We start from the raw sequence: 22,260 nt of genomic DNA on the forward strand, positions 1-22,260 counted from the left end.
GCCTCCCCCGTCGATCCATAACGAACACAGGCGGCGCCCGGATCAGCGGTCCGGCTCCCGCCGCGCGCCTCGCGCGTGACCTCTCCGGCGCCGGCCGTGCTCGGGCGAGGGATGTGCTGGGAGCCGGTGAGCGGGGCCGTGCCTTCCGCTGTCGGTGGGCTGTAGGCCATGTCGGTGATCTGTCGGCCGTTTGTCGGTGGCCCCTGACACCGTCGTCTGCATGACGCGAATCGACAAGAACCCCGACGGTGCGAGCACCGCCGTCTCTGTGCGGGGGTTGGTCAAGCACTACGGCGAGACCAAGGCTCTGGACGGTGTGGACCTCAGTGTGCGGGAGGGCACCGTCATGGGGGTGCTCGGGCCGAACGGGGCCGGGAAGACCACCCTGGTGCGGATCCTGTCCACCCTGCTCGCACCGGATGCCGGACAGGCCACCGTGGCCGGCTACGACGTCGTCCGCCAGCCCCGGCAGCTGCGGCGGGTGATCGGGCTCACCGGGCAGTACGCCTCCGTCGACGAGAAGCTCCCCGGGTGGGAGAACCTGTATCTCATCGGACGGCTGCTGGACCTGCCCCGCAAGGAAGCACGCGCGCGTGCCGACGAGCTGCTGGAGCGGTTCTCCCTGACCGAGGCCGCCAAGCGGCCCGCCGGCACCTACTCCGGCGGTATGCGGCGGCGGCTCGATCTCGCCGCCTCCATGATCGGGCGGCCCGTCGTGCTGTTCCTCGACGAACCGACCACGGGACTCGACCCCCGTACCCGCAACGAGGTGTGGGACGAGGTCAAGACCATGGTCGGGGACGGTGTGACCGTGCTGCTGACCACCCAGTACATGGAGGAGGCCGAGCAGCTCGCGACCGAGCTGACGGTCGTTGACCGGGGCAAGGTCATCGCGGGCGGCGGCATCGAGGAGCTCAAGGCCAAGGTCGGCGGGCGGACGCTGCGGGTCAGGCCGGCCGATGCCCTGCAGTTGCGGCCCCTCGCCGGATACCTGGACGAGCTCGGCATCACCGGGCTCGCCACCACCACCGTGGACACCGAGACCGGCGCGCTGCTCGTCCCGCTCCTCAGCGACGAGCAGCTCACCGCCGTCGTCGGCGCCATCGCCGCGCGGGGCATCACGCTCTCCTCCATCACCACCGAACTGCCCAGCCTGGACGAGGTGTTCCTGTCCCTCACCGGCCACCGTGCCAGTGCCCCGCAGGACGCCGTGCCCGCCGACACCCGCGAGGAGGTCGCCGTATGAGCGCCGCCACCACTGTCACCACCACCGACGCCCGCATTCCACTGCGGGCGCATCTGCGGCACACCGGCGCCCTCGTCCGCCGCAACCTGCTGTGGGTCCGGCAGAACCCGGAGTCGATGTTCGACGCGATCTTGATGCCGATCGTGTTCACCCTGCTGTTCGTGTACGTCTTCGGCGGCTCGATCGGCCAGGCACTGGGCGGCGGCCAGGACGACTACGTGCAGTACGTGGTGCCCGGAATGATGGCCATGATGGGCATGAGCATGGCCATGTCGGTCGGCACCGGCTTCAACCAGGACTTCAACACCGGCGTCATGGACCGCTTCCGGTCCCTGCCGATCGGACGCGGCTCGGTGCTCTTCGCCAAGATCGCGGTGGAGCTGCTGCGGATGCTGGTCGCGACCGCGATCATGCTGGTCGTCGGTGTCCTGGTCGGCTTCGACATCACCAGCTGGGGCGGGCTGCTCGCGGCCGTGGCACTGGCCGCGCTGTTCGCCACGGCGCTGATGTGGGTGTTCCTCACCCTCGGCGTGGTGCTGCAGAACGCGCAGTCCGTGCAGGCGATGGGCTTCCTGGTGCTGATGCCGCTCCAGTTCGGCTCGTCGATCTTCGCACCGACCGAGTCGATGCCGGGCTGGCTGCAGTCCTTCACCGACGTCAACCCGCTGTCCTCGCTCGCGGACGCCGCGCGCGGGCTGATGGTGGGCGGCCCGGTCGCGCACGACCTGTGGGTGACCGTCGCCTGGTCGGTGGGGATCACGGCCGTCATGGCGCCGATCGCGATCCACAAGTTCCGCACGAAGAGCTGAGACGCGGTCAGATCAGGGCGGCGGCCTCCACGGAGGAGAGACCGCTGCCCTCCGCGTACGCCGCCTCGTACGCCGCGTCGCCCAGTACGGCGCGGGTGTGCCGCACCGCCCGGTGGCGCACCTCGCGCTCCTGGGACGACGGGACGTGCCGGGGCGGCAGCAGGGCGTCGGCGGCGCCCAGGCAGCGGGCGGCGTCGCGGGCGCGCCGTCCGCCGTCGACCCGGGCGAGGGCGAACGCGGCAGTGGTCAGATACGCCGAGCGCATCTGCGGGGCGATGGCCTCGGACAGCGGGTCCCCGGCGCGTTCCAGGGCACGCCTGATCGTGTGCAGGGACTCCGCGTAGCACCCGTCGACGGCGTCCAGCCAGGCCTCCGCGCCGAGGATGAACGCGTCGAAGATGATGAAGTGCGCGATCTTGAACTGCTCGCGCAGCAGCCGGAGCTGCTCACGCGCCTGGGGAACCCGGTCGGTCATGCCGAACAGGCCGGCCAGGATCAGCCGGGCGAAGGGCATCGCCTGGTCGGTCGCGCCGCTCGACTGCTCGATGACCTCGCGCAGCAGCCGCTCCCCCCGCTCGGCCTCGCCCCCCTCGATCAGGACTGCGGCGAGCCGGGCGCTGAGCACGCCCGTCTGGGCGCGGGCGCCGAGGCGTTCGGCATGGTCGATCGCCGCCTGGTAGTCGTCCGCGGCCGCCCGGTAGTCGCCCCTGCGCTCATGTGCCTCGGCGCGCGCGGCGAACGCCTCCGCGGTGCCCCACAGATCGCCGAGGCGGCGGTAGATCGCCAGCGACTCGTCGGCGTCCTGGGTGGCGTCACCCGCCCATTCGGGGCGGTTGGCGAGCAGATTGGCCCTCATCTGCAGATTGGCGGCGAGGTCCCACTCGAATCCGGGGGCGCCGCGGCAGGTTTCGACGGCGGCGTCGGCGATCGTCCGCACCCGCCGCACGTCCCCGGTGAGCAGGACGGCGTAGAACCACAGGGAGCCCGGGAACCGGCACCCCTGCGGGAGCCCGGGCTCGTACGTCTCGCCGACGACGCGCAGCTTCCGCTGCCTCTCCGGTGTCTGCCAGGCGTCCAGTTCGGTGTCCATGCAGGCGAGGTGGACCAGGTGGACACCGCGCCGGGCCTCGGCGAGAACCTCGCCGGTCCAGGGCGGCGGGGTGGCCGTGCAGCGCTCCCACAGCGGGGCGGGGGGCCGGGCGGGCTCGGTGAAGGGGTCGGGGCCGAGGTCATGGACCGCGCGGCACCAGTTGCGGGCGAGGATGCGCTGGTCGCGCATCTGCCAGTACCAGGCCATCGACAGGACCAGGCACAGCGCCTCCTGCTCGTCGCGTACGGCGACGGCGTGGTGCAGGGCGGCGCGGATGTTCTCGCTCTCGCGCTCGATCCGCTGGATGGCGGCGAGTTGACCGGCGCCGTGCAGCAACGGCTCGGTGGTGCGGGCGAGTTCGCGGTAGTACGTCAGATGCGCGCGCTCGGCCTCCGCCCGCTGTCCGGCCTCGTCGAGCCGTTCGGCGGCGTACTCGGCGACGGTCTCCAGCAGCCGGTAGCGCATGCCGCTCCCGGCCTCACCGTCCGGTAAGGGGGTGGCCACGACCAAGGTCTTGTCGACGAGCGAGCCGAGCGAGTGGAGGGCGGCGGGCCCGCACACGGCCTCGGCGGCGGCGAGATCACAGCCGCCCGCGAACACCGACAGCCGCCGCAGCACATCCCGTTCGCCCTCGTCCAGCAGCTCCCAGGACCAGTCGACGACCGCGCGGAGGGTCTGCTGCCGGGGCAGGACGGTACGGCTGCCGGAGGTCAGAAGGCGGAAGCGGTCGTCGAGCCGGTCGGCGATCTGGCGTGGCGTCAGCATGCGGAGCCGGGCGGCGGCCAGCTCGATCGCGAGGGGGAGGCCGTCGAGCCGCCGGCAGATCTCGGCGCAGGCCGCCGCGGTCTCGTCGTCGGCGTCGACGCGGAAGCCGGGCCTCGCGGCGGCGCCCCGGTCGGCGAGGAGCCGCAGCGCGACGGGCTCGGGCAGCGGCTCGACGGGGCGCAGCAACTCCCCCGGCACGCCGAGGGGTTCACGGCTGGTGGCGAGCACCGTCAGCGCCGGGCAGCGCTCCAGCAGCTCCTCCACCAGACGGGCGGCGGCCTCGACGACGTGCTCGCAGTTGTCGAGGATCAGCAGCATACGGCGCCTGCCGCAGTGCTCGGCGAGCCGCTCGACGGGGTCGTCGTGCCGGTCGGTACCGGCGCGCATCGCCTCCGCCCCGGCGCCGTACAGCACGGTCTCGCGGGCACCGACGGCGGTGAGCACGGCGTCCGGTACGGCCTTGGGGTCGTCCACCGGCGCGAGCTCGGCCAGCCACACCCCGTCCGGGGCACTGTCCCGGACCCTCTCGGCGGCCTCCTGCGACAGCCGCGTCTTCCCGGCCCCGCCGGGGCCGAGCAGGGTGACGAGCCGGGCGGTGCCGAGGTCGCCGCGGATGGCCTCGATGTCGGACTCCCGGCCGACGAAGGAGGTGAGCCGGGCGCGGAGGTTGCCGGGTGGGAGTGGGGCGGGTGGCAGTGGGGCGGGTGTGGGGGCGGGAGTGCGGTGTGGGTGGGTGGTGAGGTCGGGGGCGGGGCGCTCGGCGGGGCCGGTGGGGTCGCCGGAGGGCCCGCACGGGGGCGGGACCGTCGGCCGCAGCAACTCCTCGTGCAGGGAGCGCAGTTCCGGCCCCGGGTCGGAGCCGAGGCGGTCCGCAAGGAGTCGGCGTACGTCCTCGTAGGCCGCCAGTGCCTTCGCCGTGCGGCCAGCGTCGCGCAGGGCGCGCAGACGGAGGGCCTGGAGGGGCTCGTCCAGGGGGTGGGTGTCGCACAGGGCGGTCAGCTCGGGCAGGCACTGTTCGGCGTGGCCGAGGGCGAGGGCGGCGGTGTGACGGGCGCGCAGGGCGTCGAGCCGCCGGGTCTCCCAGCGGGCCGCCTCGGCGGTGCGGTCGGGGAGATCGGCGAGGGCGGGGCCGCGCCACAGGGCGAGGGCGTCGTCGAGGACGCCGGCCGCCTTGCCGGGGTCGTCGTCGGCCAACGCGCGCGTGCCCTCGCCGACGAGGCGTTCGAAGCGGTGCAGGTCGATGTCGTCGGGCGCGGCGGCCAGGCGGTACCCGCCCTCCGCCGACAGGACGGCGTCCGCTCCGAGCGCCCGCCGCAACCGCCCGACGAGCGCCTGCAACGCCCCCGTCGCGTCGGCGGGCGGATCCCCGTCCCACACCTCGTCGACCAGCAGCCCCATCGGCACGGCCCGGCCACCCCGCAACGCCAGCACGGTCAACAGAGCACGCAAACGCGCCCCACCGACCGGAACGGGGCTGCCGTCGGGGCGGAGTACCTGGGTGGTGCCGAGGATGCGATAGCGCACGGGGTCCATTGTCTCTGGTGGGGTGGGGGCGGTCAGGGCAGTGGGGCGGTCAGGGGTGGGGGCGGCCGGGAGATCCAGGGCCGGGCCGGATGGCGAGGTCATGGGGCGGCGCACGAGAGCTCGCCTCCGCCAACCGACCTCAGCCCGCCCCTCCCCCTGGCCGAGGGACTGTGCTCAGGGTCTCCAGCAGGTCTGCCGGCGCGGCCGGTGGCAGGCCCGTCACCTCTGTGCCCGGTGTCGTGCCGTCGTGGGGCAGGCCCCGGGCCTCGCGGACCGCGTGCGACAGCCAGGAGTCCGTGCCCGGCACCTCAAGGGTCACGAGGACGCCCTTGTCGGCCTCCGCGAACCACTTCGGGCACTCCCGTACCGACCGCAGCGACCGCTCCCCGGCACCCGGCTCCCCTGTGCGCGAGCCCGGCGCCGCCTCGGCCAAGCCCTGCCTCAGGACCTGGATGGCCCGTACCCGGCCCCGCGTCTCCGGCAGGTCCGGGTCGCCGTGGAACTCGGCCGTGAGCAGGCCGGTCAGGCGTAGCCGGTCCCCCGGCACCACGTCGCCCAGCTCCTCCTCCGCGAGGACCTCGACCGGATATGTGTGCAGAGCCACCACGAGCCCGCTCTCCGCCCGCAGGACCCGCACCGCGCCCCCGTCCCCCGGCACGTCCTCCACCGGACCGGCGATCTCGGTGAGCCGGTCGTGCCGGCCGCCGCCCAGCAGGTCGTCGGCGGGCTGGAACAGCAAGGGCCAGCTCACCTCGTCCCCCAACGAGAACGGCGTACCGCAACACTCCATCTGCCAGTCCGCGTAGAACACATGCCACAGCCCCATGCCCCCACCTTCCCCGGAACCACCGGCCGACCGCGAGACGTTTTCCCCCCATGCCCGGTACGGTCGGGCAGTCCCGACACCCCGTCCCACAGGAGCCCCGCCCCATGACCACCGCCCTCACCCGCCCCGGCGACCGACGGATCAGCCCCGTCTTCGTCGGGATCCTGGCCGTCACGGCGGTGACCGGCTGGGCCACCTGGACCGGCTTCGCCGAGCAGCCCGGCCTGGCCGTGTTCCTGTTCGTGACCGCGGCCTGGATCGTGTCCCTGTGTCTGCACGAGTACGCACACGCGCGTACCGCCCTGCACAGCGGCGACATCTCGGTGGGCGCGAAGGGCTATCTCACGCTCAACCCGCTGAAGTACACGCACGCGCTGCTCAGCATCATCCTCCCCGTCATCTTCGTGATCATGGGCGGTATCGGGCTCCCCGGCGGTGCCGTCTTCATCGAGCACGGACGGATCCGGGGGCGCTGGCGGCACAGTCTGATCTCGGCGGCCGGCCCGCTGACGAACGTCCTCTTCGCCGTCGTGTGCACCGCCCCGTTCTGGCTGGACGCGCTCCACGGCGTCCCCCACCACTTCCGGTTCGCGCTCGCCTTCCTCGCCCTGCTCCAGGTCACGGCCGCGATCCTGAACTTCCTGCCGGTCCCGGGTCTGGACGGCTACGGCGTGATCGAGCCCTGGCTGCCGCACTCCGTCAAGCGCCAGGTGGAGCCGTTCGCCCCGTTCGGCCTGCTGCTCGTATTCGCGCTGCTGTGGCTGGGGCCGGTCAACGGCGTGTTCTTCGACTTCGTCGACGCCGTCCTGCGCGGGCTGGGCATCAACGAGTTCGAGACGTACTGCGGCTACAACCTGTTCCGCTTCTGGCAGGACCCGAACGAGCTCTGCTCGATCAGCCCCTGACGGCGTCCTTGCGGGCGGCCCGGCCGCGCTTGACGTAGTACCAGGCCATGTTCGACGACAGCCCCGCGAGCAGCACCCACACGATCCCCAGCCAGCTGCCCCGGGTGAAGGACACGACCGCCGCGGCCACGGAGAGCACACAGAGGATCAGGGTGTAGTAGGCGAGGCGGGGCATGGGGTCGGCTCCTGTCGGGGGACACTGCTTGCACTGCTTGGACTGCTTTGGTGAAGCCAGTGTCCCCCATCGGCTCATACGTCCGTGACGCGGAGCCCCGCGTGCGCCTTGTACCGCCGGTTCACCGAGATCAGGTTCGCGACCAGCGACTCCACCTGGTGGGCGTTGCGCAGCCGGCCCGCGAAGATGCCGCGCATCCCGGGGATACGGCCGGCCAGCGCCTGGACGATCTCGACGTCCGCCCGCACCTCGCCCAGCACCATCACATCCGTGTCGATCTCGTCGATCTCCGGGTCCTGGAGCAGGACCGCCGACAGATGGTGGAAGGCCGCCGTCACCCGCGAGTCCGGCAGCAGGGCCGCGGCCTGCTCGGCGGCGCTGCCCTCCGCCGGCTTCAGCGCGTAGGCGCCCTTCTTGTCGAAGCCGAGCGGGTTGACGCAGTCGACGACCAGCTTGCCGGCCAGTTCCTCGCGCAGCGACTCCAGCGTCTTGCCGTGGCCCTCCCACGGCACGGCGACGATCACGATGTCGCTGCGCCGCGCGCACTCGGCGTTGTCCGCCCCCTCGACACCGTGCCCGAGCTCCTCGGCGGCGGTCTGGGCGCGGTCGGCGGCCCGCGAGCCGATGATCACCTTCTGGCCGGCCTTGGCGAGCCGGTAGGCGAGGCCCTTGCCCTGCGGCCCGGTCCCGCCGAGGACGCCGACGACGAGACCGGAGACGTCGGGGAGGTCCCACGGGTCCTTGGCGGGGGCCTTCGCGGGAGCCCCCTCGGGCTGCTGTGCACTGTCGGTTGAGGTCATGGCCCGACTTTACGTGCGCCCCGTCCGCACCGGCGGCTCAGGTGAGCTGCGTCACGGGCAGCCGCCGGAAGGTGATGGTCTCGTACGGGCCGAAGTCGCCGGTCTCGTAGAGGAGTCCGACGGTCCCGGCGTCGATCCGTACGAGGTCCGAGTACGCGGCGGGCAGCCCGTCGACCGTGTGCACGGGCCGCCAGGTGGTGCCGCCGTCGGTGGAGGCGCGGATGGTCATCAGGGCGCGGGCGGCGGGGTCGGCGGGTCCGGAGAAGAGCAGCACGTCGGGGTCGCGGAGCTGGAGCACACTGCCCTCGCAGATCGGGGCGGCCAGGCCGGCCTGCGGGCGGAAGGGCTTGACCAGCGTCTTCCCGCCGTCCGCGGAGTGGGCGTCGGCGCGGTTGCCGGGGGACGGGGAGTCGTTGCGGGTGTTGAAGTAGACGCGGCCGTCGGGGAGTTCGGCGGCGGTGGTCTCGTTGACGTTGACGTAGCCGTCGGTGTTCTCGTCGACATAGCCGAGGTACCAGTTGGCGCCGCGGTCGTCGCTGAGCAGACAGTGGCCGCTGTTGTACCGGGCCTCCGTGCCGGTGTCGGTGCCGGTGGGCGGGATCGTGTGGTTGGCGGGGACGACCACCCGGCCGGTGCTCAGCTGGATCGCATGGCCGGGCGTGGTGGCGTACCACCGCCACCCCGGCCTCTTCACCTGCGCGGTGATCTCCTTCGAGCTGGACCAGGTGAGGCCGTCGTCGTCGCTGTGGCGCACCCAGATCCGGCGGCCGTCGGCGTCGCTCACCTCGCCGCGCAGGATGGCGTCCTCGGTGGCGGTGGCGTGGTTGCGGATGTAGACGAGCAGGATGCGGCCCGTGTCGAGGACGACGGGAGCGGGGTTGCCGGCGAGGTGCCAGTTGTTGTCGGCGGCGACCTGCAGGGGGCCCCAGGTGCGCCCGCCGTCCGTCGACCGCTTCAGCACGATGTCGATGTGGCCGTGGTCGCGGGCGGAGTCGACCCGGCCCTCGCAGAAGGCGAGCACCGTGCCCGGCCGGCTGACGACGACGGCCGGGATACGGAAGGAGGCATACCCCTCCCGGCCCGCGCGGAAGGGGACGCTGGTCTCGGACATGGTCGGACTCCTCAACATGGCCACCGGGCCCTGTGCTTCCCCATGCCGGGCGAATTCGTGGTGAACTCCGGGTCACGAGTGTCCGTTTGCGGCAGGATGCGCCCTATGGACGCCGTACGGGTCGCGTTGCTGCGGGAAGTCCTCGCCGGGACCGAGTGGTTGGGGGCCACTCGGCGGTTCGCGGGGGCCCTGCGGGCGTCGGCGGTGTCGCACGGCGGCGGGCTGCTGCTGGTCGGCACCCGGGAGTACGAGCCCTGGCATCTGGCGGCCCATCTGGTGGACGAGGCCGCGTGGACCGGGACACCGGAGCTGGCCCCGACCCTCGTACGGCATCACGCGCGTGCCTCGGATCCGGCTCATCTGGCGGTCGGCCTCGGGCGGTTGGCGGCGGCACGGCGCGGGGAGACGCTGCTGGTGGTGTCGCCGGCCGGCCCGGGGGCGCCGCTGCTGGAACGGGTGCACGACGCCCGGCGGGCCGGGGTGACCGTGCTGGCGCTCGGTGCCGGCGAGGGGGAGTTGACGGCCATGGCGCACGAGACGCTGGCCGTGCCGGAGGGTTCGGCGCTGGACCTGGACACCGTGCAGCACCTGGTGAGCGCGGCGGCCGGCGAGAACGCGCTGCCCTCTCCACGGGGACGCCGCCGGTTCAGGGACCGTCTGTCACGCCTGGCGGAGTCACTGACGGCACCGCCACCTCTGCGCTGGTGACGCTGCACGCGCAACGGGCCGGGCCCGCGGACCGCACAGCCCGGCCACGGCAACCCTCCCTGCCACCGCCCCGGCCTCGCCCCCCCGCCTGCCACCGCCCCGGCCTCGGTCACGCCCCTACCTCCGCCCCGGCCTCGCCGTCGCCGGCCCGGACCCGCCCACCGCTCCCCACTCCCCGCTCCCCGCTCCCGGCTCACAAACCCGCTTGCCCCCAGGCTCACAAAACCGCTTGCCCCCCAGCTCCGCCCCGCCCGAGCATGGCCCCTCGTGACGGACGACTCCCCAACCGCTGCCCCGCCTTCCTCCCCGCCCTCCCGCCTGCGTGCCGTACTCCCCGATCTCGCTCCCTGGCGGGCCTCCGCCGACTTCCGGAAGTTGTGGCTGGCGGGGCTGATCTCCTCCTTCGGCAGCTTTCTGACCTTCGTCGCGCTGCCGGTGCAGATCAAGGAGCTCACCGGGTCGGCCGCGGCGGTCGGGGCGATCGGGGCCGTGCAGCTGGTGCCGCTGGTGGTGTTCGGGCTGTACGGGGGTGCGCTCGCCGACGCCCTCGACAAGCGGAAGCTGATCGTGTGGACGGAGGCCGGGCAGGCGGTGCTGAGCGCGGCGCTGCTGGTCAACGCCGCGCTGCCGAGCCCGGCCGTATGGCCGCTGTATGTCGTCGCCGCGCTGTCCTCCGCCCTCGTCTCGGTTCAGCGGCCCGCGCTCGACTCGCTGTGGCCGCGGATCGTGGCCCATGAGCACCTGCCGGCGGCCGGCTCGCTCAACGCTCTGCGCTGGCAGGTCGGCGGCGTCGCGGGCCCGGCGCTCGCGGGCGTGGTCGTGGCGTACGCGGGGGCCGGCTGGGCGTACGGCGCGGACCTGCTGACCTTCGTCGCCTCCGTCCTCCTCACTCTCGGCATCGCCCCCTCCCCCGCCTCCCACGCGGCGGCGAAACCGTCCCTCAAGGCCATCGCCGAGGGCGCCCGCTACGCCTGGAGCCGCAAGGAGCTCCTCGGCACGTACGTCATCGACATCGCGGCGATGCTCTTCGCGATGCCGCTCGCCGTACTGCCCTTCCTCGCGGACGAGTTGAACGCCCCCTGGTCGCTAGGCCTGATGTACGCGGCGGTCCCGGCCGGCGCGATGCGAACGTATGGCTGGTGCTGCTGTTCCTGACCGTCGGCGGCGCCGCCGACATGGTCAGCGGCATCTTCCGCGGGGTGATGTGGAACCAGACGATCCCGGACGAGCTGCGGGGCCGGCTCGCCGGGATCGAGCTGCTGTCGTACTCGGTCGGCCCGCAGCTCGGCCAGACCTATGTGGGCGGCGTCGCCGCCTGGCAGGGCGTGCGGACGTCCGTCTGGTCGGGCGGGCTGCTGTGCGTGGGCGCGGTGGGGCTGCTGGCCCTGTGCCTGCCGAAGCTGATGACGTACGACGCGCGCACGAACGAGCACGCGGTACGGCTGCGGGAGCAGCGGGCGGCGGCCCCCACGGCGGCGCCGGCACAGGCCCAGGCACAGCAGACCTGATCAGGCATGAGCCGGCCCCGCCCGGTGGTACGACCGCTCAGTCGTCGTCCGTGCTTGCCGCCGGGGTGTCGTGCCACCGGGGGTCGTTCTCCCACTCGACGTTGCGCTCGCGGGCCAGCTGCATGGCGTGCTCGGCCTCCGCGCGGGAGGCGTAGGGCCCGAAGCGGTCCTTGGCCGGGCACTCCGGCCCCTCCTCGACCTTCTTGTGCACCAGGCAGTAGTACCACTCGCCCGGCTTCCCGACCGTGCGCTTCTTGAACAAGGCCATGACCGGCTCCTCTCGCCACCGACATGTTCCCCCATGCCCGCTGGTTAGACTCGCTGGCATGTCTGGCCAGTCGCTGCTCGTCCCAGGGGAGCTGTCCCCCACCCGTTCCGTGCCCGGAAACATCCGCCGTCCCGAGTACGTCGGCAAGCCCGCGCCGACCCCGTACACGGGTCCGGAGGTGCAGACCCCGGAGACCATCGAGGCGATGCGCGTCGCCGGCCGGATCGCCGCGCGGGCGATGGCCGAGGCGGCGAAGCTGATCGCGCCCGGGGTCACGACGGACGAGTTGGACAAGGTGGCGCACGAGTACATGTGCGACCACGGCGCCTACCCCTCCACGCTCGGCTACCGCGGCTTCCCCAAGTCCCTGTGCACGAGCGTCAACGAGGTGATCTGCCACGGCATCCCGGACTCCACGGTGCTGCGCGACGGCGACATCATCAACCTCGATGTGACGGCGTACATCGGCGGGGTGCACGGCGACAACAACGCCACGTACCTGGTGGGTGACGTGGACGAGGAGAGCCGCCTGCTGGTAGAGCGCACCCGCGAGTCCCTCAACCGCGCGATCAAGGCGGTCAAGCCGGGCCGCCAGATCAACGTCATCGGCCGGGTGATCGAGTCGTACGCCAAGCGCTTCGGCTACGGCGTGGTCCGCGACTTCACGGGCCACGGCATCAACTCGTCCTTCCACTCGGGCCTGATCATCCCGCACTACGACAGCCCGCACGCGACGACGGTCATGCAGCCGGGGATGACGTTCACGATCGAGCCGATGCTGACGCTCGGGACGCACGAGTACGACATGTGGGACGACGGCTGGACGGTCGTCACGAAGGACCGCAAGCAGACGGCGCAGTTCGAGCACACGCTGGTGGTGACCGAGACCGGGGCGGAGATCCTGACCCTGCCCTGATCATCGAGCAACGAGCCCGCCCTGCGAGGGCGGGCTTTCTCTTGTACGCTTTTACCGACAGAGTGTCGGCAACCCATTGACTTAGGTTAGCCTTACCTTAGAGGATATGGCTCATGGACTCCTTCTCGACACTCATCCGCACGGCGTCCCATGAACAGCACATGGAGGCCGAGACCTCGACGTTCATGAGCGACCTGCTCGGCGGACGGCTCGGCGTCGACGCGTACGCGCGGTACACCGAGCAGCTGTGGTTCATGTACGAGGCACTGGAGACCGGGGCCGAGCGGCTGACGTCGGACCCGGTGGCGGGCCCCTTCATCCGGCCGGAACTGTTCCGGCTGCCGGCCCTGGAGCGGGACCTGGCGCATCTGCGGGGCCCGCACTGGCGGGCGGGCCTGTCGGCGCTCCCGGCGACGCGGGCCTACGCGAACCGGGTACGGCAGTGCGCCCGCGACTGGCCGGGCGGCTACATCGCCCACCACTACACCCGCTACCTCGGCGACCTCTCCGGCGGCCAGATCATCCGCGACAAGGCGGAGAAGACCTGGGGCTTCGCCAAGAAGGGCGACGGGGTGCGGTTCTATGTCTTCGAGGGGATCCCCAACCCGGCGGCGTTCAAGCGGAGTTACCGCGAGCTGCTGGACGCGGTGCACGCCGACGACCTGGAGAAGCAGCGGATCGTGACGGAGTGCAAGAAGGCCTTCGCCCTCAACACGGCCGTGTTCCGGGCGCTGGGCGAGGAGTTCCCGCTGAGCGCCTGAGACTCAGCGCTCCAGGAAGACCCGCCCGCCGACCTCCACCCAGCCCCCGGGCTGCGGTGCCGTGAGAATCTGCGACCCCGCCCCCTGGGTGATGTTGAGGGCGCGCCCCAGCCGGTCCGTGAGCAGCAGCGCCGCGGCCCCCGTGGCCTCGTCCTCCTCGATTCCGTCACCCCGGCCGGGGAAGCCGCGGGCCCGGACCCGTCCGCCCGCCTCGTCCTCCCAGGCCCAGGCGTAAATCCACTCGCCGGGCGGCGGGACGTCCAGCGCCTCCACCTCGGCGGCCGTGGCGTACTGCCGCAGGGTCCGCGGCGGAACCCACTCCGCCCGCGCCTCGATCCAGCTGAACTCCCCGTCCAGCCGCGCGCCCACCACACCGGCCGGAGTGACCAGCTCCGGCACATCGAGCAGCCATGCCGCACCCACACAGGGGTAACCGGCGAAGGGCAGCCGCAGCGTCGGCGTGTAGATGTCGATGACCCCGCGCTCCGGATCGTCGACGAACACCGTCTCGCTGAAGCCCAGCTTCGCGGCCATCGCCTGCCGATCACCCCGCTCCGGGATCACCGACCCGTCACGGACGACGCCGAGTTCATTGCCGTATCCACCGCCGGGTCCACAGAAGACGCGGAGGACGTCGTAGTCAGTCACGGGGGCATTCAAACATCGCGCGGGCGGCCAGGTCGTCCCAGGCGGAGGCGCCGCCCGGGATCGGCCAGGTGGAGGTATGCCGCACCTCGTACGGCAGCGAGCTCACGGCCTCGGCGTAACCCCGCTCCAGAGCGGCCCGTTGACGAGCCAGGCCGGGGTGGGCGGGGCGCGACATCAGCGTCCGCATGCGCTCCTCGTGCGCCTCGGTCACCTCCTCGACGATCCGCCGCCAGACACCCTCGCCCTCGACCCGCTCCAACACCACACACACCGGCTCCGCCCCCCTCCAGCAGCGCCGCCACGGCCCGTCACCCCCGGAGACGTCCTCGCCGAGGCGGACAACCTCCGCGTCCGCCTCGGCACCCGCACCGTCCTGCACGGCGTGTCCGTCACCGTGCGCGCCGGTGAGGTCCTCGCTCTCGTCGGCCCCAACGGCGCGGGGAAGTCCACCCTGTTGAGCGCCCTGGCCGCCGATCTCCCCGCCGCCGAGGGCGTCGTACGGGTCCACGGCCGCCCGACGGCCGACTGGTCCGCCCCCGAACTCGCCCTCCGCCGCGCGGTCCTGCCGCAGTCGGCGACGCTCTCCTTCCCCTTCACGGTCGAGGAGGTCGTACGGATGGGCCGCGCGCCCCACGCCTCCTCGCCCGCGGAGGACGACCGGGCCGTGGCCGAGGCGATGGCCGCCACCGAGGTGACCGCCTTCGCCGTACGGCCGTTCTCCGCGCTCAGCGGCGGCGAGCGGGCCCGCGTGGCGCTGGCCCGGGTGCTCGCCCAGCGCCCAGCGCGCCCCGCTGCTGCTGCTCGACGAACCGACCGCGGCGCTGGACCTGCGGCATCAGGAGCTGGTGCTGCGGGTGTGCCGGGAGCGGGCGCGGGCCGGGGACGCCGTGGTGGTCGTACTGCACGACCTGGGGCTCGCGGCGGCCTACGCGCACCGGGTCGCGGTCCTGCGCGCCGAGCGGGCCGCCCGCCGAGGTCTTCTCCGAGCGGCTGCTGTCGGAGGTGTACGACCAGCCCGTCGAAGTGCTTCCCCATCCCCGGACAGGAGCGCTTCTGGTGCTCCCGCTGCGGAACCTTTGACTTGTCTTTGACTCGGCCATGGCGGCGTTTTTGGCCACTTGGGCGATCCTTAGGTGCGTTAGGTGAGCCTCACCTTCCTGGACTGTGAGGCGCGTCACGCACTCTTTCCGGCCATCTCCTGGAGTCCTCATGCCCGCCGCCAGACTCTCCGTCACCACCGCCATCGCCGCCGTGGCGGCTCTGACCGCCGTCACGGGGTGCACCGAGAAGGGCAGTTCGACGGGTGGTGACCGGGTCGTCAACGTGACCGCCACGGACGACAAGTGCGAGGTGTCGAAGAAGGAGTTCCCGGCCGGGCACGTCGAACTCGCCATCGAGAACAAGGGTTCCAAGGTCACCGAGGTCTACATCCTCTTCCCGGACGACCGCATCGTCACCGAGCGCGAGAACATAGGCCCCGGCACCAAGCAGACGGTCACCGCCGAGGTGAAGGCGGGCGACTACACGATCGCCTGCAAGCCCGGCATGAAGGGCGACGGCATCCGGCAGACCGTCAAGGCCACCGGCGAGGGCGCGGCCGCCAAGCGCGACCCGCGGCTGGGCAAGGCCGTCGCCGCCTACCGCGAGTACGCGCAGGAGCAGTCCGACGAGACCCTGCCGAAGGCGCAGGCGTTCGCCGAGGCGGTCCAGGACGGTGACATCGAGGCCGCGAAGAAGGCCTACGCCCCCTCCCGCATCGGCTGGGAGCGCACCGAGCCGGTCGCCGAGTCCTTCGGCGACATCGACCCGAAGGTCGACGTCCGCGAGGACGGCCTGGCGGCCGGCCAGGACCCGGCCACGGACTGGACCGGCTGGCACCGGCTGGAGAAGGCCCTGTGGCAGGACAAGAAGATCGGCGACCGAGAGAAGGAGCTCGCCGGCCTGCTCATCAAGGACCTGAAGGACTGGCAGAAGCGGGTCGGCAAGGCCGAGATCACCCCGACGTCCATGGCCAACGGCGCCAAGGAACTCCTCGACGAGGTCGCCACCGGCAAGGTCACCGGCGAGGAGGAGCGCTACTCGCACACCGACCTGGTCGACTTCAAGGCCAACGTCGAGGGCGCCCAGAAGGCCTACGAGCTGCTGAAGCCGGTCGCCAAGGAGAACGACCCGGCGCTGGTCACCGAGCTCGACAAGCAGTTCGCCGCGCTGCACGGGCTGCTCGACAAGTACCGGGCTGACAAGTCGTCGTACGACTTCACCTCGTACGACAAGGTCGGCGACGCCGACCGCAAGGAGCTGTCGGACGGTGTCAACGCCCTCGCGGAGCCGCTGTCCAAGCTCGCCGCCGCCGTCGTCGTGAAGTAGGGGTACCCGGGCATGACGGACTCGACGGACCCGACACAGGCCACCGCGCCCTCCCGGCGTGCGCTGATCGGCTGGGGCGGTGCCGGGCTCGCCCTCGGTGCCGCCGCGGCCGGCGGTGCCGTGGCGATGACCCGCACGGGCGACGACGTGGACCCGGCCGGTGCCGCGACGGGCGCCGCGGTCGCCTTCCACGGCGCCCACCAAGCGGGCATCGCCACCCCGGTGCAGGACCGGCTGCACTTCGCCGCGTTCGACGTGAAGACCGACGACCGCGCCGAGTTCGTGCGGATGCTGAAGGACTGGACGGCGGCCGCGCGCCGGATGACCGCCGGGCAGCCGGTCGGTGAGGGCGCGTACGGCGGGCTGGCCGAGGCGCCGCCGGACGACACCGGTGAGGCGCTGGGGCTGAAGCCGTCACGGCTGACGCTGACGATCGGCTTCGGGCCGTCCCTCTTCGAGAAGTACGGCGCGCGGTTCGGCATCGCGGACGCCCGCCCCGAAGCCCTCGTCGACCTGCCGCACTTCGCCGGCGACAACCTCGACAGGAACCGCAGCGGCGGCGACCTGTGCGTCCAGGCCTGCGCGGACGACCCGCAGGTCGCCGTGCACGCGATCCGCAACCTGGCCCGCATCGGCTTCGGCAAGGTCGTCATCGGGTGGTCCCAGCTCGGCTTCGGCAAGACGTCGTCGACGACGCCCGAGGAGCAGACTCCGCGCAACCTCATGGGCTTCAAGGACGGCACCCGCAACATCGCGGGAACCGAGAGCGATCGCCTGAAGAAGTTCGTGTGGGTGGGCGAGGAGGACGGCCCGCGGTGGATGACCGGGGGCTCGTATCTCGTCGCCCGCCGTATCCGCATGCACATCGAGACCTGGGACCGTACCTCCCTGCAGGAGCAGGAGGACATCATCGGCCGTGACAAGGGCGAGGGTGCCCCGGTCGGCAGGGCGAAGGAGCGCGACGAGCCGTTCCTGAAGGCGATGAAGCCCGACGCGCACGTACGGCTCGCGCACCCCGACTCCAACGGCGGGGCGACGATCCTGCGCCGCGGCTACTCCTTCACCGACGGCACCGACGGTCTCGGCCGGCTGGACGCGGGCCTGTTCTTCCTCGCCTACCAGCGCGATGTGCGCGAGGGGTTCGTCCGGATCCAGCGCAACCTGGCCCTCGACTCACTCAACGAGTACATCCAGCACGTGGGTTCGGCGGTCTTCGCGGTCCCGCCCGGCGTCCGTGACAAGGACGACTGGTGGGGCAGCACGCTGTTCTCCAAGGAGGCATGAAGCCCGTGTTCGCCAACTATCTGATCGGCCTGCGCGAGGGGCTGGAAGCCGGCCTCGTCGTCTGCATCCTCATCGCCTATCTGGTCAAGACCGGCCGCCGGGACGCGCTGAAGCCCATCTGGACCGGCATCGGCGTCGCGGTCGCCCTGGCGCTCGGCTTCGGCTGCGCCCTCGAATTCGGCTCGCAGGAGCTGACGTTCGAGGCGCAGGAGGCGCTCGGCGGCTCCCTGTCGATCCTCGCGGTGGGCCTGGTGACCTGGATGGTGTTCTGGATGCGGCGCACCGCCCGGCATCTGAGGTCCGAGCTGCACGGCAAGCTGGACGCGGCCCTGCGGATGGGCACGGGCGCGCTGGTGGCGACCGCGTTCCTGGCCGTCGGCCGGGAGGGCATCGAGACGGCCCTGTTCGTGTGGGCGTCGGTGCGCGCGGCCGGTGACGGCAGCCCGGCCCCGGTGATCGGCGCCGGACTGGGCCTGGCCACCGCGGTGTTCCTGGGCTGGCTGTTCTACCGCGGTGCCCTGCGCATCAACCTCGCCAGGTTCTTCACCTGGACCGGCGGCATGCTGGTGGTCGTGGCGGCGGGCGTGCTGGCGTACGGCTTCCATGACCTGCAGGAGGCCCGCTGGCTGCCGGGTCTGAAGACGCTGGCCTTCGACATCAGCGACACCATCGACCCGGCCAGTTGGTACGGCACCCTCCTGAAGGGCATCTTCAACTTCCAGCCGGATCCGACCGTCCTCCAGGTCACGGTGTGGCTGCTGTACCTGATCCCGACGCTCGCGCTGTTCCTCGCCCCGGTAGGGTTCGCCTCCGGGAAGGGGAAGGTGAAGGAACCTGATGAGCAGGGATCGCGGCCCTCGACGGCTCCGCAGGCTTGACCGGAGCGCACTGATAGCTGCCTCGGTGACCGCTTTGTCGCTGACGGCGAGCGGATGCGTGGTGGTACACGGGGAGCGCGAGGTGCTCCCCTCGGCCACCAGGGCGGAGGCCGCCAAGGCACTCGAACAGTTCACGACCGCGTACAACAAGGCGGACAAGGCATACGACAGCTCCCTGGACGCCGACTACGTCACCGGCGCCCTGGGCGACATCGACGCGGCGCGGCTGAAGGCCGGCAAGGCGATCAGCCCGGCCGGCAATGCGGCGCACTCCCCGCTGAAGCTGTCGGACGTCAAGTTCACGATCCCGAAGAAGGCGGGCTGGCCACGCTGGTTCGTGGCCGACGCGGCCGGCAACAAGTACGGCAGTGCGCGCTGGATCTTCGTGTTCACCCGCAACGGCCTCAACGAGCCCTGGCAGGCCACGTATCTGACGCTGGCGCTCCCCGGCGACGTACCGAAGTTCAAGACGGACAAGGACGGCTGGGCCGAGGCCGTGCCCGCGAACTCGACCGAACTGGCCCTGCCGCCCGGAGACCTGAGCAAGGCCTACTCGACCTACCTCAAGGAGGGCGGGGACGTCTTCGAGGACGGCCGCCACACCAGCAAGTGGCGTGCCGACCGGGCGAAGGACGCCAAGCGGCCGGGCCTGGTCAGCCAGTTCATCGACGAGCCGCTGACGGACGGGGACTACGCGCCGCTGGCGCTGCGCACCACGGACGGCGGCGCGCTGGTGTTCTTCACCACGCGCTACTACGAGAAGCAGACGGCTTATGCGGGCACGTCCGTCCCCTCGCCGGGCAAGGCCGTGGAGGCCCTGACGAAGGGCGAGATCAAGCAGTCGCTGACGATGGAGTTCGTCTCCAACGAGATGGCGCTGGATCCGAAGGGCTCCGGAAAGGTGCGGGTCATCGGCCGGACCCAGGGGCTCACCTCGGCGAAGGGCGAGTAGCGCCGTTCCGTACGGCGCTCAGTGGCGCAGGGGCCAGGACGCGGAGACGTGGTCGGGCTCCTCGCCGGCGTACCGGGCACAGGCGTCGGTGAGGACTTCCAGCAGGCTCAGCGGGTCGGGCAGCGGGTGTTCCAGCCCGCGCACCCAGTGCACGGTCTGGCTCTCGCCGGGCAGCTGGGCGGGCGGTACCAGGACGTAGGACCCGCGGCAGTGCCAGCGCAGTCCCGGGTGCTCGTCCATGGTCTCGGGGTGGCAGTCCAGCTCGCAGGGCCACCACTCGTCCTCGTCCTCGGGGGTGCCGCGGGTGAGGGTGAAGAAGAGCATGCGGCCGTCGTCGCTCTCGGCGACGGGCCCGACCTCGATGTCGGAGTCGAGCAGCCGCCGCAGCGCGGCGCGCCCGGCCTCGATCGGCACGTCGAGGACGTCGTGCACCATGCCGGTGGCGGTGATGAAGTTGGCCTGCGGCTGATGGCGGGCCCACCGCTCGATCTGGGCGCGGTCGGTGGTGGACTGCGTCTGCCAGGCGAAGGACACCGGGTGCCGGGCGGGCGTGGGACAGCCGACGCGGTCGCAGGAACAGCGGTAGCCGGGGGCGGGGTGCGCGGCGGGCGCGAGGGGCAGTCCCGCCCCGGCGGCGGCGAGCAGCAGGGCCTCCCGGCCGCCGTCGTCGGCGGCCTCCTTGGGGCGGCGTCCGCGCAGCCACTGGGAGAGTTTGCCCTGCAGGCCGGTCCGGCCGCCCAACTCCGCGCTCATCTATCCCCTCGCCTCGCTGTCGTGCGGAACAGCATGCCCTATGGTCCCACCATCGTGCGCTCCGGGGGGCCGTAGCGGACAACCGGCCCAGGTGGGGCGAGATGTACACAGCACCTGGATCAGCGGTAATGGGCTGCTTTGGCGGGATTTACTCACCTACCGGGTGCGCGGGGCGAGGCCGTGGAGGGCGTAGTCGACGAGGGTGTCGGTGTACTCGTACGAGATCGGGCCCGTGTACTGGAGCCAGCGCTGGGCGAGAGGTGAGACGAAGAGTTCGAGCGCGATGCGCGGATCGACGTCGGGTCGCACCTCCCCCGCTTCCTGTGCGGCGCGCAGCCGGTCGACGTAGAGCTGGAGCGAGGGTTCCATGAGCTTGGCCACGTACTCCCGGCCGAGCTCCTCGTTGACCAGGCCCTCGGCGGCGAGGGCGCGGGACGGGGCGGCGAAGCGGGGGTCCTTCAGCTGGTCGACGGTGGCGCGCAGGACGCCCTTCAGATCGGCCGCGAGGTCTCCGGTGTCCGGGATGACGTACGACTCCTGCCCGGCTTCCTGCGCGGCCTGCTCCCCCAGGTCGAGGAACGCCTCCATCAGCACCTCGGCCTTCGACGGCCACCACCGGTAGATCGTCTGTTTGCCGACACCGGCGCGGGCGGCGATGCCCTCGATGGTGGTCCTCGGGTAGCCGACCTCCGCGACGAGGGCGAGGGCGGCGTCGTAGATGGCACGACGGGACCGCTCGCTGCGGCGAGCGGAGCTGGGGGCGGGCTGGGCGGACTTCTGGGCTGCCATGGCTCGAATTTACCAGGTTGACAAGACGGAGCGTCTCGCTCACTCTGGACGAGTGGCCGACCGAGACGAGACGTCTCGCATACACCGAGTCTCGTATCTGCTACGTCCGTATTGACCCCACGGCGCAGAAACGCGAGCTGCTGCGCAAGTTGCAGGAGGCCTACTCCGCCACCGGCGGCCAGGCGTCGCCCCAGTCCGCGTCGCGGGCGGCCTTGTAGAGGTCGCCGTGGCGTTTGGTGACCGTCGTCCGGCGCAGGGACGGCTCGGTCTCGCACAGGTCGAGGAGCACCTGACCCTTGCGGATCTGGGGTTTGCGGACGACTCGGGCCGGGGCCGGGGTGACCGGGAGGCGGGTGGCGGCGACGTAGCTGAACTTCTCGTCCTCGTAGGCGAGGGAGCCGCCCTTGATCTGGCGGTGCAGGGAGGAGCGGCTGACCCGGGCCGAGAAGTGGCACCAGTCCGTGCCGGGGGCGATGGGGCAGGCGGCGCTGTGCGGGCAGGGGGCGGCGATGTGGAAGCCGGCGGCGATCAGGCGGTCGCGGGCCTCGATGACGCGGGCGTAGCCGGCGGGGGTGCCGGCCTCCACGATCACCACGGAGCGGGCGGCGGCTGCGGCGGTGTCGACGAGGGCGGTGCGGTCGGGGGCGGTGAGCTCGTTGAGGACGTAGGAGACGGTGACGAGGTCGGTGCTGTCCAGGGTGAGCGCCGATCCGATCCGGGCGCGCTGCCAACGGGCGTTCTTCAGCGCCGGGTTGGCTTCGGCGATGTCCCGGCCGAGGGTGAGTGCGGGCTCGGCCCAGTCCAGCACGGTGACGCTGCGCTCGCCGGGCCAGGTCGCGGTGACCGCCCAGGTCGCGGCGCCGGTTCCGCCGCCGATGTCGGTGTGGCTGCCGGGCACCCAGTCGGGTACGGCCTGCGTGAACGCCTCCAGCGCCGAGTGGACCGCCGCGAAGGTGGCGGGCATTCGGTAGGCGGCGTAGGCGGCCACGTCGGCGCGGTCGCGGAGGATCGGGGCGTCGGTGGGGGTGGCGCCCCGGTAGTTGGCGATCAGCCGGTCGACTGCCTGGGCGGCCTGGCGGGGCGGGAGGCCGTCGAGGAGGGCAGCGAGCTTGCTGCGCAGGGCTTCGGCCGGGCTTGCGGGGTCGTTCACCCGGCGATTCTATTTCGCCCCCGCCGC

Annotated in this window: 21 protein-coding genes and 2 pseudogenes; 12 read left to right on the forward strand and 11 right to left on the reverse strand. The window is 72.0% G+C overall.

Going from position 1 to position 22,260, the window contains the following annotated elements; all coding sequences use genetic code 11:
- Positions 1-220 precede the first annotated feature (220 nt).
- Together AQI70_RS02820 and AQI70_RS02825 are read left to right on the forward strand one after the other, a co-directional pair.
- Positions 221-1,246: an ATP-binding cassette domain-containing protein gene (locus tag AQI70_RS02820; protein ID WP_062143571.1), complete on the forward strand. Its 1,026-nt coding sequence runs from the start codon at positions 221-223 to the stop codon at positions 1,244-1,246.
- Positions 1,243-2,055, forward strand: a complete 813-nt coding sequence (locus AQI70_RS02825; RefSeq protein ID WP_062143574.1) for an ABC transporter permease — start codon at positions 1,243-1,245, stop codon at positions 2,053-2,055. Before AQI70_RS02820 ends, AQI70_RS02825 begins: the two co-directional genes overlap by 4 nt.
- Before the next feature lie 7 nt (positions 2,056-2,062).
- Here AQI70_RS02825 and AQI70_RS02830 read toward each other — a convergent pair whose 3' ends face one another.
- Together AQI70_RS02830 and AQI70_RS02835 are read right to left on the reverse strand one after the other, a co-directional pair.
- Positions 2,063-5,443 (reverse strand): AfsR/SARP family transcriptional regulator, encoded by a 3,381-nt coding sequence (locus AQI70_RS02830; protein WP_062143576.1) that lies wholly within the window; start codon positions 5,441-5,443, stop codon positions 2,063-2,065.
- A gap of 130 nt (positions 5,444-5,573) precedes the next feature.
- Positions 5,574-6,260 carry a DUF6578 domain-containing protein gene (locus tag AQI70_RS02835; RefSeq protein ID WP_062143579.1) on the reverse strand — a complete coding sequence of 229 codons (687 nt, stop codon included), beginning with the start codon at positions 6,258-6,260 and terminating at the stop codon, positions 5,574-5,576.
- A 104-nt stretch (positions 6,261-6,364) separates the two neighbouring features.
- Between AQI70_RS02835 and AQI70_RS02840 the strand changes: the two genes are divergently transcribed.
- A complete protein-coding gene (locus tag AQI70_RS02840; RefSeq protein WP_062143581.1) occupies positions 6,365-7,165 on the forward strand; it encodes a site-2 protease family protein in 801 nt (266 codons plus the stop codon).
- On the opposite strand, the gene AQI70_RS02845 is transcribed toward AQI70_RS02840, so the two are convergent.
- The 3 genes from AQI70_RS02845 to AQI70_RS02855 form a co-directional block, all read right to left on the reverse strand.
- The gene (locus tag AQI70_RS02845; RefSeq protein WP_004001746.1) at positions 7,155-7,340 is read right to left on the reverse strand and encodes a hypothetical protein; all 186 of its coding nucleotides are present in this window, start codon (positions 7,338-7,340) and stop codon (positions 7,155-7,157) included. The two genes, AQI70_RS02840 and AQI70_RS02845, sit on opposite strands and share 11 nt — an antisense overlap.
- 74 nt (positions 7,341-7,414) lie before the next feature.
- Positions 7,415-8,140: an NADPH-dependent F420 reductase gene (gene npdG, locus AQI70_RS02850; RefSeq protein WP_062143583.1), complete on the reverse strand. Its 726-nt coding sequence runs from the start codon at positions 8,138-8,140 to the stop codon at positions 7,415-7,417.
- Between the two features lie 37 nt (positions 8,141-8,177).
- Positions 8,178-9,251, reverse strand: coding sequence for a sialidase family protein (locus AQI70_RS02855; protein WP_079051118.1), 1,074 nt, complete (start codon positions 9,249-9,251; stop codon positions 8,178-8,180).
- A gap of 105 nt (positions 9,252-9,356) precedes the next feature.
- Here AQI70_RS02855 and AQI70_RS02860 point away from each other — a divergent pair, with 105 nt between their 5' ends.
- Both AQI70_RS02860 and AQI70_RS02865 read left to right on the forward strand, forming a co-directional pair.
- Positions 9,357-9,959, forward strand: coding sequence for a hypothetical protein (locus AQI70_RS02860; protein WP_062143586.1), 603 nt, complete (start codon positions 9,357-9,359; stop codon positions 9,957-9,959).
- Positions 9,960-10,226: 267 nt separating this feature from the next.
- Positions 10,227-11,467 (forward strand): annotated as a pseudogene (locus AQI70_RS02865) (MFS transporter).
- Between the two features lie 37 nt (positions 11,468-11,504).
- On the opposite strand, the gene AQI70_RS02870 reads toward AQI70_RS02865, so the two are convergent.
- A complete protein-coding gene (locus AQI70_RS02870) occupies positions 11,505-11,735 on the reverse strand; it encodes a hypothetical protein (protein ID WP_062143588.1) in 231 nt (76 codons plus the stop codon).
- A gap of 58 nt (positions 11,736-11,793) precedes the next feature.
- On the opposite strand from AQI70_RS02870, the gene map reads away from it, so the two are divergent.
- Together map and AQI70_RS02880 are read left to right on the forward strand one after the other, a co-directional pair.
- The gene (gene map, locus AQI70_RS02875; RefSeq protein ID WP_062143590.1) at positions 11,794-12,651 is read left to right on the forward strand and encodes a type I methionyl aminopeptidase; all 858 of its coding nucleotides are present in this window, start codon (positions 11,794-11,796) and stop codon (positions 12,649-12,651) included.
- A 113-nt stretch (positions 12,652-12,764) separates the two neighbouring features.
- Positions 12,765-13,412, forward strand: a complete 648-nt coding sequence (locus AQI70_RS02880; RefSeq protein WP_062143592.1) for a biliverdin-producing heme oxygenase — start codon at positions 12,765-12,767, stop codon at positions 13,410-13,412.
- Between the two features lie 3 nt (positions 13,413-13,415).
- Here AQI70_RS02880 and AQI70_RS02885 read toward each other — a convergent pair whose 3' ends face one another.
- Both AQI70_RS02885 and AQI70_RS39740 read right to left on the reverse strand, forming a co-directional pair.
- Positions 13,416-14,060, reverse strand: coding sequence for a PhzF family phenazine biosynthesis protein (locus AQI70_RS02885; protein ID WP_062143594.1), 645 nt, complete (start codon positions 14,058-14,060; stop codon positions 13,416-13,418).
- Complete coding sequence (locus tag AQI70_RS39740) at positions 14,053-14,271, reverse strand: hypothetical protein (RefSeq protein ID WP_159042603.1); 219 nt, start codon at positions 14,269-14,271, stop codon at positions 14,053-14,055. The genes AQI70_RS02885 and AQI70_RS39740 overlap by 8 nt, the downstream gene beginning before the upstream one ends.
- Here AQI70_RS39740 and AQI70_RS36975 point away from each other — a divergent pair.
- The 5 genes and pseudogenes from AQI70_RS36975 (at position 14,257) to AQI70_RS02910 (ending at position 19,541) form a co-directional block, all read left to right on the forward strand.
- Positions 14,257-15,140 (forward strand): annotated as a pseudogene (locus AQI70_RS36975) (heme ABC transporter ATP-binding protein). The gene AQI70_RS39740 and the pseudogene AQI70_RS36975 overlap by 15 nt on opposite strands.
- Before the next feature lie 129 nt (positions 15,141-15,269).
- Entirely contained in the window at positions 15,270-16,427 is a 1,158-nt protein-coding gene (efeO, locus tag AQI70_RS02895; protein WP_062143596.1) for an iron uptake system protein EfeO, read from the forward strand.
- A gap of 12 nt (positions 16,428-16,439) precedes the next feature.
- A complete protein-coding gene (gene efeB / locus AQI70_RS02900; protein ID WP_062143597.1) occupies positions 16,440-17,711 on the forward strand; it encodes an iron uptake transporter deferrochelatase/peroxidase subunit in 1,272 nt (423 codons plus the stop codon).
- A gap of 5 nt (positions 17,712-17,716) precedes the next feature.
- Positions 17,717-18,589, forward strand: a complete 873-nt coding sequence (gene efeU, locus AQI70_RS02905) for an iron uptake transporter permease EfeU (RefSeq protein ID WP_062144986.1) — start codon at positions 17,717-17,719, stop codon at positions 18,587-18,589.
- Complete coding sequence (locus tag AQI70_RS02910; protein ID WP_079051120.1) at positions 18,549-19,541, forward strand: SCO2278 family lipoprotein; 993 nt, start codon at positions 18,549-18,551, stop codon at positions 19,539-19,541. The genes efeU and AQI70_RS02910 overlap by 41 nt, the downstream gene beginning before the upstream one ends.
- 18 nt (positions 19,542-19,559) lie before the next feature.
- Here the strand turns inward: AQI70_RS02910 and AQI70_RS02915 are convergent, their stop codons facing one another.
- The 3 genes from AQI70_RS02915 to AQI70_RS02925 form a co-directional block, all read right to left on the reverse strand.
- Positions 19,560-20,294 carry a bifunctional DNA primase/polymerase gene (locus AQI70_RS02915; protein WP_062143598.1) on the reverse strand — a complete coding sequence of 245 codons (735 nt, stop codon included), beginning with the start codon at positions 20,292-20,294 and terminating at the stop codon, positions 19,560-19,562.
- Between the two features lie 156 nt (positions 20,295-20,450).
- On the reverse strand, positions 20,451-21,083 hold the full coding sequence (locus tag AQI70_RS02920; protein ID WP_062143599.1) for a TetR/AcrR family transcriptional regulator: 633 nt from the start codon (positions 21,081-21,083) through the stop codon (positions 20,451-20,453).
- 160 nt (positions 21,084-21,243) lie between these two features.
- Positions 21,244-22,233, reverse strand: coding sequence for a small ribosomal subunit Rsm22 family protein (locus tag AQI70_RS02925; RefSeq protein ID WP_062143601.1), 990 nt, complete (start codon positions 22,231-22,233; stop codon positions 21,244-21,246).
- Between the last annotated feature and the right edge of the window lie 27 nt (positions 22,234-22,260).

The sequence above is a fragment of the Streptomyces curacoi genome (genome assembly GCF_001513975.1).
Taxonomy (GTDB): Bacteria; Actinomycetota; Actinomycetes; order Streptomycetales; family Streptomycetaceae; genus Streptomyces; species Streptomyces curacoi.